We start from the raw sequence: 15038 nt of genomic DNA on the forward strand, positions 1-15038 counted from the left end.
CCCACACCCTGTCTCTCTGAATGTGGTTTGTGTGGTATTTGTTTTTATGCTCTCGGGTGGGGGCGGTGGGGGGCCACAGCGTCCGGCCGCCGGTCACCCGGGGCCCCCCCGGGGCGCCGCCGCCCTCGGCGGCGCCGCCCGTGCTCAGCCGGACCCCGCACCCAGGCGTCTGTGCGCATTCGCTGCCCGGCAGGTCCCAGCCCGCCGCGGTGCCGGCGGGCACCACGAAACCGAGCGTGTCACAGGCGTTGTCATGCAGTACCGGACCGACGCCGTCACGTACGCGACGCAGGATGTCCACCGCCTCCAGCCCTTGACGGGCGGGCACGGTCACGAGGTCACAGTCCTGACACGGGAGATGCTGAGCAGCCGTCCGCGAGCCACTGATGTTCACTCCGGCCTCCCTCTCGACGGGTTGCAAAGAGCCCAACGCATGACAGTGTCAACGGCTACGGCCGAATGCCGCCATAAAGGATGGCACTTCATGGCAAATCGCGGGCAATTTGCTCGCTTTCACCCCTATCGTCCGAGTGTCGGGCGCGCCCCAGCCGGTACGGTTCTCCTCTCGCCCACACGGGAGCACCGTCAGGGAGGGGCCGCCATGACGCCGCCTCCAGCGTCTTCGCCGCCACAGTCTTCATCCCCGCGGCCTTCGTCACCGCGGCCTTCGTCACCGCGATCTTCGCCACCCCGGCCGAACACCGCCTTCCGGCGGCTGCGCGGACAGCTTTCCCCGTCCGAGTTCGCGGCGGCCGTACGAAGAGCCGCGCGGGAGATCGGCGAGCAGGTCTCGTGTGACGCCCGCTACATCGGCCGCGTCGAATCCGGGGCGATCCGCTGCCCCAACTACGCGTATGAGCGCGTCTTCCGTCATATGTTTCCCGGCCGCACGCTGACGGACCTGGGCTTCTCACCGCGCGAGGCGGTACGCGGCCGCCAGCCCTGGCCCGCCGCGCAGACGATCCCCGCGGCAGCCCCCGTGGCAGGCCCCGCACCGGCTCCCGCCGAGGACGGCGACCCGCTGCGCCGCTCCTTGCTGTTCCAGGAGCCGGTCGGCGGGCCCGGCGGCCGGATCGGCGAGCCGGAGGCCGCGGCCGTCGAGGAGGCCGTCCGCCGGATCCGGCTGCTGGACGACCGGCACGGCGCGGACAGCATCTACCCGCACACCGCCCAGCCGCTGAACGCCGCGTACGCCCTGCTCGACGCGGGCGCGCGGCGCCGCTCGATCGCCGATCGGCTGTACGCGGGCGCCGGGGAACTGGCCATCTCGGTGGGCTGGCTGGCGCACGACTCGGGCCGCTTCGCCGACGCCCGCGCGCATTACGCGGAGGCCCTGGCCACCGCCCGCGTCACCGGCGACCCGGCGCTGGAGGCACACGCCTTCTGCAACGCCGCCTTCCTCGCCCGCGACGCGGGCCGCCCCCGCGAGGCCGTACGCGCCGCCCAGGCGGCGCAGCGGGCCGCGGGACGCCTCGCCTCACCTCGGCTGCTGTCGCTGATCGCGCTGCGCGAGGCGGGCGGCTGGGCCTGGCTCACCGACCGGTCCGGCTGCGAACGCGCCCTGCTGCGCGCCCAGGCGCTCTTCAGCCGCGGCCCGTCCGACGCCGACCCCGAGTGGATGACCTTCTACGGAGAGGCCGAGTTGGAGGGTCTGGAGGCGCAGTGCTGGTCGGCGCTCGGCGACTGGGGCCGGGCCGTCGAGCACGCCCGCCGCGCGGTCGCCCTGCAGAACCCGCACTTCACCCGCAACATCGCGCTGTTCACCACGGAGCTGGCCAGCGATCTGCTCGCGGACGGCGCCCCGGACGCGGCGGCCGTCGCGGCGGGCCGCGCCCTGGAGCTGATGGACCAGGTCAAGTCCGCCCGCATCCGGCGGATGCTCGACGAAACCGCCCGCGTACTGCTCCCGTACGGCCGCAACGCGGTGGTGGCCGACTTCCTCGCCCGCTACGACGCGCAACGCTCCTGAGCGCGCAAGCCGCGCATCAGCCCAAGTGACCCGTGTCGTTCCAGCGCTCGATGGCCGGTTCGCCGTACGCCCAGCCCAGGACGGACAGGGAGGTCGGCTCCAGGCGGATCCGGGCCGCGAAGGAGACGTCCAGGCCCAGCCAGCGTGCGCCCAGCGTGCGCAGGATGTGGCCGTGCGCGAAGACCAGCACGTCGCGGTCGGCCGAGCGGGCCCACTCCACCACCGCGTCCGCCCGCGCCGCGATCTCAGCCGGCGTCTCGCCCTCCGGGACGCCGTCGCGCCATATCAGCCAGCCGGGCCGGATCGCCTGGATCTCGGCGGGGGTCATCCCCTCGTACGCGCCGTAGTCCCACTCCAGCAGCGCGTCCCAGTCCCGCGCCCGGTCGCCGAACCCCGCCAGCTCGCAGGTCTCCTTGGCCCGGACCAGCGGGCTGGTGCGCACCTCGACGCCCGGCAGGCCCGCCCACGGCCCGTGGTGCAGCCGCTCGCCGAGCAGCTTGGCGCCGCGCCGGCCCTCCTCCAGGAGCGGGATGTCGGTGCGGCCGGTGTGCTTCCCGGACAGCGACCACTCCGTCTGTCCGTGCCGGGCCAGGAGGATGCGTGGTGCCATGGGGGATTTGCCTTTCACCGGATCGGGAGCGGGATCGGGAGCGCCTCACCGGGGCGGCAGCGCCGTACCGTCCCATCATCGCTCACCCGTTCCGGACGCAACCCCAGGGGCGATCTCGGCGTCTTCCTGATCGCGCACCCGTCCGCGGGGGGAAGTCGGGCAGGGGGATGTCGGGGCATTCCAGCAGCGACGACCCGCGTTTTCCGGACGCATCTTGGGGGCGGTGCGCGAGTCGCTTGGCCTACACCGTACGGTTGACCGCGCGCCATTTCTTGGCCGCCTGATCTTTTTGGAGAGCGTCCGGATGCCCCAGACCGCGCCCCGCGCCGGAACATGGCAGGGCAGTAGGCCACGTTGGTGGACCGAACTGCCCCTGATAGCTGTGGTGTACGCGGCGTACTCGGCCGGCCGGCTGCTGGCCCGGGGCGACGTGACCACCGCCGTCGACCACGGCCTGGGCATACTCCATCTCGAACAGCGGCTGAACATCGACTTCGAGACCCCGCTCAACAACATATTCACGGCCCACAAGCTGATCGGGATACCCGCCGACTTCGCGTACGCCTCGCTGCACTACGTGGTCACCCCCGTGATCCTGGCCTGGGTGTGGAAGCGTCGCCGGGCCGCCGACTACCGGCTGCTGCGCACCTGGCTGCTGGTCTCCACGCTCATCGGGCTGATCGGCTTCACGCTGATGCCGACCTGTCCGCCGCGCCTGCTGGACGCGGGCCACGGCTTCGTCGACACCATGGCGCAGTACAGCTCGTACGGCTGGTGGGGCGGCGAGGCGAGCGCCCCGCGCGGGCTCGGCGGGCTCACCAACCAGTACGCGGCCATGCCGAGCCTCCATGTGGGGTGGGCGCTGTGGTGCGGCGTGGTGCTGTGGCGGCACGGGCGCTCGGCGTGGCTCAAGGCACTGGGGGTCGCCTATCCGCTGGGCATCGCCCTCGTGGTGATGGGCACCGCGAACCACTACTTCCTCGACGCGGTCGCCGGGGCGGCCGTCATGGGGCTCGGACTGCTGCTGGCCAAGCCCGCGCTGGGGCTCGCCGCCCGGATCCGGGCCCGCCTGAGCTCGACCACCGACGAGGCCGCCGGAACCGCTGCTCCGGCCGTGAATGGCGCTTCAAACCTCAATGTCGCCGCGAATGTCGGTGACAAGTGCGAGACTTCGGCGCGTGAACGGGAACGGATCCCTCGACAGCAGGGCAGGGACGCGGACAGAAGCACGGGCGGCGACAGCGGCGGCAGGGAGGCCGGCGCGGCGGTCCGAAGCGGCAGCGGCGGCAAGACCGCCGCAGCCGGGGACGGCGCTGCGGCAGCGGCTCGCTGAGCTGCGCGGCCCGACCACCACCCCGCACCCCCTGGACGCCCGCGCGCTGGCCGCGCTGGCCGCCAATCCAGGCTGCCGCCGCCGCGCGCTGCTGGACGGCGCGGGGGTCGACAAGCTCGCGCTCGCCCAAGCGCTGGGGGCGCCGGGGTCCTTCGGGCAGTCCCAGTTCGCCCACCAGCGGGGCAATACGTTCGAGGCCCGGACCAAGGCGGACGGCGGCGAGGCGCTGATGCGGCTGCTGTACGAGCGGCTGCGCGACGGTTCGCCCGAGCCCGAGCCGGGCAACACCGCGGTCCCCGATCTCACCGCGTTCGGCCCGCAGGGCCGTACGGCGCGTACGGCCCTGGCCCTGCGGGAGGCCACGGAGGCCAAGGGCTGGGCGCTGCTCGACCACCCCATGGTGAGCCTGGACATCGCCGGCTCCCCCGCCTTCCTGGAGCCGGACGCGGTCGTGGTGCACCCCGACGGCTCGTGGACGGTCGTCGAGATCAAGTCCTTCCCGATGGTGGACGGCTCGGCGGACCCGGCCAAGGTGGGCGCGGCGGCCCGGCAGGCCGCGGTGTACGCGCTGGCGCTGGAGCGGGTGGCCGCCCAGGCGCACGCCCGGGTGCGCCACGAGGTGCTGCTGGTGTGCCCCAAGGACTTCTCCAACCTCCCCACCGCGGAACTCCTCGATGTGCGCAAGCAGCTGGCCGTCACCCGGCGGCAGCTGACCCGCCTCACCCGGATCGAGGAGATCGCCGCCGCGCTCCCCGAAGACCTCACCTTCGACCTGCGGCTCTCGGACGACGGCCGCACCGTGACCCGGCCGGTCGACGAGCTGATGGCCGCCGTGGAGGCGGTGGACGCCGCCTACGCCCCGGAGTGCCTGTCCGCGTGCGAGCTGGCGGTCCACTGCCGGGCACGGTGCCGTGCGGCGGGCGGCGTCGAGTCGCTGGGCCGGAGCGTACGGGGCGAGCTGGGCGGGCTGACGACCGTCGAGGCGGTGCTCGCGGCGGCCCTGGGTGAGGCCGAGGCCGACGGCGAGGGCGAGGGCGTCCATGGCACCGACAGCCCGGCCCCGACCACCGGTGACCCCGCCGTCGACGCCCTGCGCCGCGCGGCCGCCCTGCGTGCCGAGGCGCTGGGCGCTGTGTTGATGCCCGCCGAGGAGGCGGTGTGTCGCTGATCACGTCCCTGGCCCGGATGGAAGCCGTCCGGGACGGGCGGGCGCGGCCCGTCGCGACGGTCCGCCATCGCCATCTGTCCGACCGGCCGCTGGTCTTTGTGCCGCTGACCACCGCGGGCGAGGCCGGCGCCCCGCTGGGCGCGCTGGTGGGGACCGAGCGGGACGCCCCGCGGCTGCTGGCCGTGGCGCAGCCGCGCGACCGGGATCTGCGGTTCGCGTTCCTCGCCGAGCTGGCGGAGGTGGTGCTGCCGTACCTGGACTCGTACGCGGACGAGGTCGACCTGGAGGAGCGCAAGGAGACCGACCCGGAGACCGGGAAGAAGGTGCCGGTCCAGGTCGAGCTGTGCGCGGACGCCCCGCAGCTCGTGGTGCCCAGCGGCCAGGCGCGCGAGTTCGTACGGCTGCTGGGCCGCTCGATGCGGTTCCGGCGGACGGCCGAGCAGGACCCGGAGACGCCGTTCCCCGCGCCCGCGCGGGTGCCACTGCTCGGGCGGTGGCTGACGCACTACGGGGAGCGGTCCCGGGTGCCCGGTTCGTGTCTGCTGCCGGCGATGACGGACCTGCTGACCCGTCACTGGGCGACCGGGCAGTCCAATCTGGAGGACCAGCACCTGGGCGCGCTGCTGGCCTGGATCGACCCCCCGGACGGGGAGTCCGGGGACCGGGCGGCGCTGCGGGCCGAGTCGGAGCGGGACGCGGCCGGGCAGCTGCTGTGCCCGCCCGCGGGCCCGGCCACCGACCCGGCCTTCGACAACAAGCTGCTGGCCCCCGCGATGGCCCGGTACGACGCGGCGCGCATGGCGGCCGCCGGGGCCGTGGACGGGGCCCGCGCGGAGCGGCACCACGCCGAGCTGCACCGCGCCGAGGCCGAGATCCGCGAGCTGATCGCCACCCAGATGCGGCCCACCTGGGACGCGGTGTGGCAGGGCCTCGACCTGCTGCGCGCGCTCCCGGAAGGGACGCGGGTGACCGAGCGGTGGAAGCGGGACCGCTGGTCGTACACCGGCCACCGGGACCGGGTGCGCGCCGGGGAGCCGCCGCAGCCGAAGCTGGACGACGCGGTGACCGCCGCGCAGAAGCTGGCCGCGCGCGAGACCGCGCAGGCTCAGCTGGAGGCGCAGGAGGCGCTGGACGACCCGCTGGTGATGGCGGGGCGGCGGCTGGCCGGGGAGGCGTTCGCCGGTGAGGTCGCCGAGGTGGTCATGGCCTGGTCGGAGGCGAAGGTCCCGCGTCCGCGCCCGCTGGTCACGGTCCGCACCGGGGACCGCCCGCATCTGGGCGAGGGCGTGAAGCTGTACCGGGTGCTGGCCGACGGCAGGACGCAGACCGGGGAGTTCGCGGGCCACGCCGAGCCCGCTGAGGTCGGCGAAGGTGGGCTGGTCGTGCGGCTGACCGGCGGCATGGGGCGGGGCAAGACCCCCGAGCAGGGGTCGGTGCCGGAGCCGGGCGACCGGGTGTGCTGGACCCTGTTCGAGCACGCCCCGCGCGGCGGCCCTGAGCTGCCCGACGTAGAGGCCACGCCCTGGACCCACGGCGGCCCGCCCAACGCGGACGCCGCGCAGGCCCCCGACCCGGTGACCGAGGAGGACTTCCTGTGACCGCCCCGAACCCGGCCACAGAGGGCGCGCCCGGCGGAGCATCCGCCGGGCGCGCCGAGGCGTTCGACCCGGCGGCGGCCGCCGCCCGCGCGACGGACGCGATCCTGCACGACACCCTGCACGGCCCGTACCGGGGCGTGGTCGTGGACTCCCCGCCAGGCGCGGGCAAGTCGACGCTGGTGGTGCGCGCGGCCCGCGAGCTCGCGGCGGCCGGACGGCCGCTGATGGTGGTCGCGCAGACCAACGCGCAGGTGGACGATCTGGTGGACCGGCTGGCCCGGGAGGATCCGGAGCTGCCCGTGGGGCGGCTGCACAGCAGCGAACCGCATCCGTACGACCCGGTGCTCGACGGGCACCCGGCCGTCCGCGCCTCGGCCAAGGTCGCGGACCTCGCCGGGCTCGACATCGTCGTCTCCACGGCCGCGAAGTGGGCGCACGTCAAGAACGTGGAGCCCTGGCGGCACGCGATCGTCGACGAGGCGTACCAGATGCGGTCGGACGCGCTGCTGGCCGTCGCGGGGCTCTTCGAGCGGGCGCTGTTCGTCGGCGACCCCGGGCAGCTGGACCCGTTCAGCGTGGTGGGCGCGGAGCAGTGGGCGGGCCTGTCGTACGACCCGTCGGCGAGCGCGGTGAGCACGCTGCTGGCGCACAACCCGCACCTTCCGCAGCACCGGCTGCCGGTGTCCTGGCGGCTGCCCGCCTCCGCCGCGCCGCTGGTCTCGGACGCCTTCTACCCGTACACGCCGTTCCGCAGCGGCACCGGCCACGGCGACCGGCGGCTGCGCTTCGGGGTCCCCTCCGACGGCTCGGGCCCGGACCGGGTGCTGGACGAGGCCGCCGAGTCGGGGTGGGGGCTGCTGGAGCTGCCCGCCCGGCGGACGCCTCGTACGGACCCGGAGGCGGTGGGCGCCGTGGCCCTGGTGGCGCGGCGGCTGCTGGACCGGGGCGGGGCCGCGGTCAGCGAGCGGTCGGCCGACCCGGTGCCGCTGACGGCGGACCGGATCGCGGTGGGCACCGCGCACCGGGACCAGGCGGCGGCCGTCCGGGCCGCGCTGGCCGATCTGGGGGTGGTGGGGGTCACGGTCGACACGGCCAACCGGCTCCAGGGGCGTGAGTTCGATGTGACGGTGGTGCTGCACCCGCTGTCGGGGCGGCCGGACGCGACGGAGTTCCATCTGGAGACCGGCCGGCTGTGCGTGCTCGCCTCCCGGCACCGGCACGCGTGCATCGTGGTGTGCCGGGCGGGGGTGGCCGAGCTGCTGGACGAGCATCCGTCGACGGAGCCGGTGCAGCTGGGGGTCACGGTGAAGTTCCCGGATGGCTGGGAGGCCAACCACGCGGTCCTTGCCCACCTGGCGGAACACCGTGTCAGCTGGCGGCCTTGACCGTGTCAGATGGCGGCCATCGGGTATGTCCTAAGGCGCTCTTGCCCCACGCGCGACAATGGGGGAGAGAAACGAGACAGCTCGGCCGATAAGCCCCGCAACGGGTTCGACGATTCACGAGGAGAGATCACATGCCAGAGCCGCATCCGGCTCAAGGCCCGCACGGCACCGCGCCACGGCGGCTGAAACCCGCACCCCTGCTCTTCGAACCCACCGCGGCCGTCGCGGACGAGGCGCACTTCTTCGATCTGGAGTCCATCGAGGACCCGCGTGAGCTGCTGTCCCGCTCCACGGAACTCGTGCTCGCCTTCCGGGCGGCGACCGACCGCGCCATGGAGTTCCAGGCGATGGCCGCGGCCCAGCTCGCCGATCCGCGGCGGTTCGACCGGCTGACCCCGGCCGTGATCGCGGAGCGGGCGGAGTGGACCGAGGACTACGCCAAGAAGATGGTCGAATTCGGCCGCGAGCTCATGCGGGGCGGAGAAGCGACGGACTGATCGCGGCCCAGCCGCTATGTGGCCGTTGGCATATGCGGGCGGAAGATACCGCAACCCCTCATCGTCACGTACCGGTTTTCCCTCATTCCCCTACGTCATCTCATCCACCGGTAAGTGTAGAAACATGAGCGAATGGCCTCGGGACTCACATCACGCCGCCGCCTATGTCACCCCCGCCGGAGCGGACTGGCTCGCCTCGGCCAGCGCCTGCCCCCGTAGCGTGCACACACTGTGGGCGCAGCGCCCCACCGTGCCCGTCACCCTGCCGTGCGGCACCGCCTTCGACGTGGTCAGCATGGACGCCCTCTTCGGCCGCCGGGTGGTGAGCCGGTTATGGACCGACGGGCCGGGCTCCGGTCCGGTGGCCACCCAGCGCGGCCGCGTCATGCTGTTCGCCGTTCCGGGCGCGGCCCGGCGGCTGGCCGCGCTGCTCGGCTGGGAGGAGTGGGCGGCGTCCGCCCCGCCGCTGCTCTGCTACGGCTGGGGCGACGCGGTGACCGTCCCGCCGCCCTACCCCGAGGAGACGCCCGCCGCCGAGGGCCGCTGGCTGGTCGCCCCCGACGTCCGGCACCCCTGGCTGCCCGGCCCCGAGGCGCTGCTGTGGGCCTGCGTCAGGGCCGCCCGCGCGGCATCCCAGCTCCTCGGCCGCACCGCTGTGACCAGCACACCCGCCGTTTTTCCGGGCTGACGGACGGCTGAGGGATATCGATTTTCACTCCGCCGGATCCGGGTGCTAAGGTCTTCTACGTCAGCAGGCGCCGCTAGCTCAGTTGGTTAGAGCAGCTGACTCTTAATCAGCGGGTCCGGGGTTCGAGTCCCTGGCGGCGCACCTTGGCTCTTAGAGCCACTGACCTGGGGTTTCTCGGCTATCCGAGAAACCCCAGTCGCATTTTCGGGGGCCGTATGGGTAGCTCAGCCACCTGATCCCCCGCCGACCGGGGCCCCGGTGATGGCCTGCATCTCCTGCCCGATCATCTCCTGCAGCGGCACGCCGTCGCGGTTGCCGAGGATGACACCGACCCAGCCGGTGTCCGGGTAGATGTCCCAGTTGACGCCGACACCGGGGTTGCCGCCGGCGCGCTGGTAGTTCCACTGGCCGTTGACGATGGAGACCGGAATCCCGTACGCCCCGAACGACGCCGGTCCATGGGGGATCTTGGCGGCAGTGAGCACGTCGGCCCAGGGCCGGTCCAGCACCGTTCCGTCGCCCAGCGCACGCGCGAACCGGACCAGATCCGGCGCGGTGGCGAAGCCACCGTCCCCGGGGGCATCGATGAAGGCGCGGCCCGGATTCTTGCCGAGTACGTTCGGGTCCGGACTGCTCTTGTCCAGGTTGCGGACGGCGTCCACCACACTGCCGTCGGCCACTTTCATGTACGGGTGCGCGATGTGCTCGTCGGTGAGCCACTGCGTCCTGGTGCAGAACGCCGAGCCGGTCATGTCGCAGCGCCCGAAGATGTTCTCCTGTACGTAGTCCCAGTACGTCTTGCCGGTCACGGCCTCCACGATCAGCGCGGAAATGGTGACCTCCGCCTCCGCGTGGGCGGTGTCAGGAACGCCCGGGACGCCCACCAGTTTCGCCTGCCGGGCCCGCTGCTCGTAGTACTCGTGCACCTCATCCCGGCTCCGGAAGACACGTTGCACGTCCTCATCCGGGCTGTCGAGGCCGGAGGTGCCGGACAACACGTGGTGGATGGTCACCTGCTCGGCGATCTCCTTGGCGAAGCCCTTCAGATGGGTGCCCACCGTGTCCGACAGCTTCACCTTGCCCTGCTGCGCCAACTGCAGGACGGCCACCGCGCCGAACGGCTTGCCCGCCGAGCTGAGGCTGAACGCGACGCCCTCGTGGTTGGCGATTCCCTTCTCCTTGTCGGCCATGCCGTAGCTGCGGGACAGCACCGTCTGGCCCCGGTGCGACAACAGCACCACGCCGGAGAACTTGCCCTCGGCGGCCAACTTCGCCACATACCGGTCGTAGGCTCCGCCAGGCCGGGTGTCTGGCGGGATCGGGTCGGTTGGGGCCTGGTCGGCGTGGCTGGGCTGGGCGTCCACCAGCGACGCGCCTGCCACCACGCCGGCGGTCGCCACCCCGCCCCACCCGAGCAACTGCCGCCGGTTGACGCCGCGTACGGAATCCGAGTCCATGATCACAGTCCTTTTCCGATGACGAACTGACCGTTGACGCACTGTGGTCCACGACTCCACTGAAGACGGGAAACTGTTGCGATGGCGTATGCGAAATTCGATACGTCTGCGATACACGTTCCGGGAAGATCGCTGGTCGCCATACCGAGGTCAGCCTGCGCGCGAGCAACCTCGCTCAGCCTGATCGCTCCATGAGCGCCCCGGTGCCGTGCGTCGTCGGGTCGTCCCGCTGCCGTGGCGCGGTTACCTGGGCCCACACCGTCTTCCCGGGCCCCTGGCGTTCCCGCACACCCCAGCGGTCGGCGAGCGCATCGACCAGGAGCAGGCCCCTGCCGTGCTCGTCGTCCCGTTCGGGCACGACCCGCGCGGGCTGCCTGTCGTGCGTGTCCGACACCTCGATCTGTACGACGCCGGTCCCGTCGTCGTACCGGAGCAGCAGCGCGAAGTCCCGCCCCGGGACGAGGCCGTGCACCACGGCGTTGGTGGCCAGCTCTGCGACGACCAGGGCAGCTGCCTCGAAGCCGCTACTGCCCCGGGGAATCCCCCAGGCGATGAGCTGGTGCGCGGCCAGGAGCCGGGCGCCACGGCGGGTGGCGGAGAAACGCTGGGCGAACGTGCGTACGGTGACGGGCACTTGGGCCCGTGGAGCAGTCATGGCGGAAGCGTTGTGGCGAAGGCCGGTCGCTCTACAGGCACGACACCCACCCAAATCGCTCTGTACTGGTTCACGCCGTGGACTGGGTCAGTGACTTTCTGTGAGGATGAGGAGTTGGATCGTAACGGCGCGGGGGTGCACAGGAGGCGGCGCGGCGATGGCGGCGGACAACGGCGGCAACAACACAACCAGCGAACCTGAGATGTCGGACAGTCTCAAGACCTTTGGCGCGGTTTTGAAGGCGCTGAGGGACGAGGCAGGGCTGACGCAGGAGGAGTTCGCACCACAGGTGCAGTACTCGGCGGCTTACATCGCCAAGATCGAGCAGGGGAGGCGGTTCCCTCCGAGGGACCTCATCGGACGGTCGGAGGGGGTGCTGGGCGCGACGGCCGCCCGCGTCCTGGCGGCTGCGGCTCGCAGTCTGACGCGCAAGGCGGGGTTGGCGTCGTGGTTCCAGCAGTGGGCGGGGATCGAGGAGGAGGCGGTGTCGCTGTATGCGTACGAATCGAGCGTCGTACCAGGACTGTTGCAGCCCGAGCCGTACATCCGAGAGATCTTCGAACGCCGCCTTCCTCCACTCACGGAGGAGCAGTTCGAGAACCAGGTGGCTGCTCGCCTGGCGAGGCAGCAACTCCTTACGGAGCGCCCGAACACAACGTTCTCCTTCATCATCGAACAGGCCCTATTGGAGCGCCAGTTCGGCGGCCTTGACGTCACCAAGCCTCTGTACGACCACCTGCTGGAGCAGGGGTGTCACCGCAACGTGGAGATCCAGGTCATGCCTCTGCGGCAGGAGGATCATTCCGGTTTCGAGGGGCCGATGTACCTTGCCGAAACCGCGGACAACCGCTGGGTCGGCTACGTAGAAGCACATGACGCCAGCATGCTGATCACCGACCCGAAATCCGTCAGTGCCATGCTTCAGCGCTATGGCAAGATGCGCTCACAGGCTCTGGGTCGTCAGGCCACCACGAGCCTGATCGAGCAGATGCGAGGAGCGCTATGAGCACTACTGAACTGGACTGGTTCAAGAGCAGCTACAGCGGCGGTGGAGGCGGCAACTGCGTCGAGGTCGCCGTACGTCCTGACAAGGTCCACGTCCGGGACTCCAAGGACGCACGGATAGGCTCGCTGATGGTCTCTCACGAAGCCTGGTCAGCGTTCACCGCCCTCGCGGCGGACGCCCAGGTCTGAGGCCGCCAGCCCCGCCGCCTCCCGGATGTCGTGGAGCAGTTCCGCCTGGCGCAGCACGTCGGCCCGCCCGTCCGGCGCCTCCCCGCCGCCCTGGGTGTCCCGGACGGCCCGTACGAAGGCGGCCACGGTGTTCGCCACCTGGTCGTCGGGGGCCACAGGCAGCTCCTGGTCGCCGTCCGCGCGCCGCAGCCGGATCGTTGGCTCGAAGTCGGCGGGCGGGGTGTAGGCGCGCTCCACGGTCAGCCGCCCCTCGGTGCCCCACAGCTCGTACATGGCCACATAGGGGTGGTCGAGTCCAAAGGTCAGTTGGGCGGTGACCCCCTCGGGGGTGTGCAGCACGGCGGCCCCGGAGGTGTCGACCCGCCGTCCCTCGCCCTGGGTGAGCACCGCGCCCGCGACCCGCAGCTCGGGGCCCAGGAAGTGCAGTGCCGCGCGCACCGGATAGACGCCGACGTCCCACAGCGCCCCACCGCCCAGGCCGGGGTCGTAGCGGATGTCCGTGTCCTGGAGCCGGGGGATGGCGAACGCGGCGTGCATCGCGCGCAGTTCGCCGATCGCGCCCTCGGCGAGCGCCTTGCGCACGGCCTCGTGCCGGCCGTGGTGGACGAACATCACGTTCTCCATCAGCACCAGGCCCAGCTCACGGGCGAGGGCCAGCAGTTCGGCGGTGCGCGCCCGGTCGGTGGTGAGCGGCTTCTCGGCCAGCACATGCTTGCCCGCGCGCAGCGCCGCCTCCACCCACGGCGCGTGCAGGGCGGCGGGCAGCGGTACGTACACCGCCTCCACCTCCTCCAGCGCCAGCAGCTCCGCGTACCCGGTCACCGGGCGGCAGCCGTACGTCCGCGCCGTCTCCACGGCCTTGGCGGCGTCCCGGCTGGCCACCGCCACGACCTCGGCGCCCGGCGCGGCCACCATGGCCGGCAGCATCCGGCGGCGCGCGAAACCGGCGCAGCCCAGTACCCCGACGCGCAGCCCGGCGTCACTCATCGACGCGTCATTCATCGGCCGTCCCCTCCCATCGCTCCCAAGCAGGCCAGCAGCGTACGCGCTTGGACGTTGACGTAGTGGCCGTGCCGGACCAGCGAGCGCAGCTGGGCCGGGGTGACCCAGCGGTATCCCGGCGGCGGGTCGAGCGGGGCGGCGTCGCACTCCACGACCAGGGTGCGGCTGTCCGCGTTCAGGAACCGCCCGCCCTCCTCCGAGTGCACCGCCTCGTACCGCACCCGGCCGCCGCGGGGGGCGAGGACCAGGTCGAGGAAGGGCGGCCGGTCCTCGGCCGGGAGGTGGTCCCAGTTGCCGGGGGTGCACTGGACGGTGGGGCCGAGTTCGACCGTGTCGAGGAAGCCGCCCTCGACGCGTGCGTGCGCGAGCACATGCAGCACCCCGCCGATCCGCCGCGCCACGAACGCCGTGATCCCGGCCCCCACCGGCTCGAACAGCGGCTGGGTCCATTTGCTCACCTCGCGGCTGGCGGCCCGCACCGACACCGCCACCACCTTGAAGTACCGGCCCTCCTCGTGGTCGACGGACCGCTCACCGCGCACCCAGCCGGGGACGGAGGCCAGCGGGACGCGCTCGGCCCGCAGTTCGCGCCGGGAGCGCTCGCCGGTGAACCAGGACCGCAGCTCGGCGTCGGTGTGCAGGGCACGCTCCCCGGCGCTCGGCGCGTGCTCGGTCCCGAGCTGCTGTCCGTACTCCGGCATACAGGACAGCACCGTGCGCGCGTCCATGTTGATGACCAGGTCCTGGTGGAGCAGTTCATTGATCTGCCCCAGGGTCAGCCAGCAGAAGTCGTCGTACAGCGGGACGTCGTCCAGCGCCTCGACGATCATGTTGCGGTTGCTCTTGTGGTAGAACCACGAGCCGTGTTCGGACTGCAGGGCGTCGGCCAGGACCTGACCGCGTCCGGGCGTGACGAAGTAGTCCAGGTACTTCACGTCCAGGCCCTTGTGCACCTTGGTGTAGTTGGAGCGGGTCGCCTGCACGGTGGGCGACAGCTGGAGCAGATTGGGGTTGCCCGGCTCCATCTTGGCCTGCATGAGGAAGTGCAGCACCCCGTCGAACTCCTTGGCCAGGATGCCGAGAATGCCCACCTCGGGCTGGACGATGATCGGCTGATGCCAGCCGCGGTACGGGCCCTCGTCGGTGGCGGCGGACAGCCCCTCCACGGTGAAGAAGCGCCCGCTGCGGTGCACCAGATTGCCGGTGCCGGACTCGAACGACCAGCCGTCGAGCTCGGCGAACGCGATGCGGTCCACGCTGAAGTCATGCGCACGCCCGCGGTCGGCGAGCCAGCCGCTGAAGTCCTCGGTGCGCAGCTGGACCCCCTGGTTCGCGGCGGCCGACCGGGCCAGCCGGGCGGGCAGCCCGGGGTCCTCCCGGGGCCGCAGTACGGGGCGGGTCGGCAGGCTCATGTGTTTCCTTTGGGATCCGAAGTGATGTGCCATCCGTCGGCGTCATGCCATGTGCCTGGCACTGGTGCGT

15 protein-coding genes and 1 tRNA gene are annotated in these 15038 nt (G+C 72.1%); 10 read left to right on the plus strand and 6 right to left on the minus strand.

What is annotated here, in order from left to right; all coding sequences use genetic code 11:
• Positions 1-394, minus strand: a 394-nt coding sequence (locus tag ACFV2X_RS04335) for a hypothetical protein (protein ID WP_385611488.1), incomplete at its 3' end; no start/stop codon positions are given.
• A 480-nt stretch (positions 395-874) separates the two neighbouring features.
• Here ACFV2X_RS04335 and ACFV2X_RS04340 point away from each other — a divergent pair.
• Positions 875-1969, plus strand: coding sequence for a hypothetical protein (locus ACFV2X_RS04340; RefSeq protein WP_385611211.1), 1095 nt, complete (start codon positions 875-877; stop codon positions 1967-1969).
• 16 nt (positions 1970-1985) lie between these two features.
• Here ACFV2X_RS04340 and ACFV2X_RS04345 read toward each other — a convergent pair whose 3' ends face one another.
• Entirely contained in the window at positions 1986-2579 is a 594-nt protein-coding gene (locus ACFV2X_RS04345) for a histidine phosphatase family protein (protein ID WP_385611213.1), read from the minus strand.
• A gap of 304 nt (positions 2580-2883) precedes the next feature.
• Between ACFV2X_RS04345 and ACFV2X_RS04350 the strand changes: the two genes are divergently transcribed.
• The 7 genes from ACFV2X_RS04350 to ACFV2X_RS04380 all read left to right on the plus strand — a co-directional run bounded on the left by ACFV2X_RS04350 (position 2884) and on the right by ACFV2X_RS04380 (position 9389).
• A complete protein-coding gene (locus ACFV2X_RS04350; protein ID WP_385611216.1) occupies positions 2884-3912 on the plus strand; it encodes a phosphatase PAP2 family protein in 1029 nt (342 codons plus the stop codon).
• The gene (locus ACFV2X_RS04355; RefSeq protein WP_385611490.1) at positions 3893-5080 is read left to right on the plus strand and encodes a hypothetical protein; all 1188 of its coding nucleotides are present in this window, start codon (positions 3893-3895) and stop codon (positions 5078-5080) included. Before ACFV2X_RS04350 ends, ACFV2X_RS04355 begins: the two co-directional genes overlap by 20 nt.
• A complete protein-coding gene (locus ACFV2X_RS04360) occupies positions 5071-6678 on the plus strand; it encodes a hypothetical protein (RefSeq protein WP_385611219.1) in 1608 nt (535 codons plus the stop codon). Before ACFV2X_RS04355 ends, ACFV2X_RS04360 begins: the two co-directional genes overlap by 10 nt.
• A gap of 101 nt (positions 6679-6779) precedes the next feature.
• Positions 6780-8063: an AAA domain-containing protein gene (locus ACFV2X_RS04365; protein WP_385611493.1), complete on the plus strand. Its 1284-nt coding sequence runs from the start codon at positions 6780-6782 to the stop codon at positions 8061-8063.
• A gap of 131 nt (positions 8064-8194) precedes the next feature.
• Complete coding sequence (locus ACFV2X_RS04370; protein WP_385611220.1) at positions 8195-8560, plus strand: hypothetical protein; 366 nt, start codon at positions 8195-8197, stop codon at positions 8558-8560.
• Between the two features lie 124 nt (positions 8561-8684).
• On the plus strand, positions 8685-9248 hold the full coding sequence (locus ACFV2X_RS04375; RefSeq protein WP_385611222.1) for a bifunctional DNA primase/polymerase: 564 nt from the start codon (positions 8685-8687) through the stop codon (positions 9246-9248).
• A 67-nt stretch (positions 9249-9315) separates the two neighbouring features.
• Positions 9316-9389 (plus strand) — tRNA-Lys (locus ACFV2X_RS04380).
• Between the two features lie 83 nt (positions 9390-9472).
• On the opposite strand, the gene ACFV2X_RS04385 is transcribed toward ACFV2X_RS04380, so the two are convergent.
• The gene (locus ACFV2X_RS04385; RefSeq protein WP_385611224.1) at positions 9473-10705 is read right to left on the minus strand and encodes a serine hydrolase domain-containing protein; all 1233 of its coding nucleotides are present in this window, start codon (positions 10703-10705) and stop codon (positions 9473-9475) included.
• Between the two features lie 175 nt (positions 10706-10880).
• Positions 10881-11360 (minus strand): ATP-binding protein, encoded by a 480-nt coding sequence (locus ACFV2X_RS04390; RefSeq protein ID WP_385611226.1) that lies wholly within the window; start codon positions 11358-11360, stop codon positions 10881-10883.
• 157 nt (positions 11361-11517) lie between these two features.
• Here ACFV2X_RS04390 and ACFV2X_RS04395 point away from each other — a divergent pair, with 157 nt between their 5' ends.
• Both ACFV2X_RS04395 and ACFV2X_RS04400 read left to right on the plus strand, forming a co-directional pair.
• On the plus strand, positions 11518-12366 hold the full coding sequence (locus ACFV2X_RS04395) for a helix-turn-helix domain-containing protein (RefSeq protein WP_385611229.1): 849 nt from the start codon (positions 11518-11520) through the stop codon (positions 12364-12366).
• Positions 12363-12554 (plus strand): DUF397 domain-containing protein, encoded by a 192-nt coding sequence (locus tag ACFV2X_RS04400; RefSeq protein ID WP_385611231.1) that lies wholly within the window; start codon positions 12363-12365, stop codon positions 12552-12554. The genes ACFV2X_RS04395 and ACFV2X_RS04400 overlap by 4 nt, the downstream gene beginning before the upstream one ends.
• Here ACFV2X_RS04400 and ACFV2X_RS04405 read toward each other — a convergent pair.
• Together ACFV2X_RS04405 and ACFV2X_RS04410 are read right to left on the minus strand one after the other, a co-directional pair.
• The gene (locus ACFV2X_RS04405) at positions 12516-13556 is read right to left on the minus strand and encodes a Gfo/Idh/MocA family protein (RefSeq protein ID WP_385611233.1); all 1041 of its coding nucleotides are present in this window, start codon (positions 13554-13556) and stop codon (positions 12516-12518) included. The two genes, ACFV2X_RS04400 and ACFV2X_RS04405, sit on opposite strands and share 39 nt — an antisense overlap.
• Entirely contained in the window at positions 13553-14968 is a 1416-nt protein-coding gene (locus tag ACFV2X_RS04410; protein WP_385611236.1) for an NDP-hexose 2,3-dehydratase family protein, read from the minus strand. The genes ACFV2X_RS04405 and ACFV2X_RS04410 overlap by 4 nt, the downstream gene beginning before the upstream one ends.
• Positions 14969-15038 lie beyond the last annotated feature (70 nt).

It is taken from the genome of Streptomyces sp. NPDC059679 (genome assembly GCF_042734105.1).
Classification (GTDB): Bacteria; Actinomycetota; Actinomycetes; order Streptomycetales; family Streptomycetaceae; genus Streptomyces.

Excerpts from the sequence above, each read along its gene's own strand:
- ACFV2X_RS04370 (WP_385611220.1), top strand. The coding sequence starts at position 8,195 with ATGCCAGAGCCGCATCCGGCTCAAGGCCCGCACGGCACCGCGCCACGG.
- ACFV2X_RS04395 (WP_385611229.1), top strand. The coding sequence starts at position 11,518 with ATGGCGGCGGACAACGGCGGCAACAACACAACCAGCGAACCTGAGATG.
- ACFV2X_RS04375 (WP_385611222.1), top strand. The coding sequence starts at position 8,685 with ATGAGCGAATGGCCTCGGGACTCACATCACGCCGCCGCCTATGTCACC.
- ACFV2X_RS04405 (WP_385611233.1), bottom strand. The coding sequence starts at position 13,556 with ATGAATGACGCGTCGATGAGTGACGCCGGGCTGCGCGTCGGGGTACTG.
- ACFV2X_RS04340 (WP_385611211.1), top strand. The coding sequence starts at position 875 with ATGTTTCCCGGCCGCACGCTGACGGACCTGGGCTTCTCACCGCGCGAG.
- ACFV2X_RS04345 (WP_385611213.1), bottom strand. The coding sequence starts at position 2,579 with ATGGCACCACGCATCCTCCTGGCCCGGCACGGACAGACGGAGTGGTCG.
- ACFV2X_RS04410 (WP_385611236.1), bottom strand. The coding sequence starts at position 14,968 with ATGAGCCTGCCGACCCGCCCCGTACTGCGGCCCCGGGAGGACCCCGGG.
- ACFV2X_RS04350 (WP_385611216.1), top strand. The coding sequence starts at position 2,884 with ATGCCCCAGACCGCGCCCCGCGCCGGAACATGGCAGGGCAGTAGGCCA.
- ACFV2X_RS04390 (WP_385611226.1), bottom strand. The coding sequence starts at position 11,360 with ATGACTGCTCCACGGGCCCAAGTGCCCGTCACCGTACGCACGTTCGCC.
- ACFV2X_RS04400 (WP_385611231.1), top strand. The coding sequence starts at position 12,363 with ATGAGCACTACTGAACTGGACTGGTTCAAGAGCAGCTACAGCGGCGGT.
- ACFV2X_RS04385 (WP_385611224.1), bottom strand. The coding sequence starts at position 10,705 with ATGGACTCGGATTCCGTACGCGGCGTCAACCGGCGGCAGTTGCTCGGG.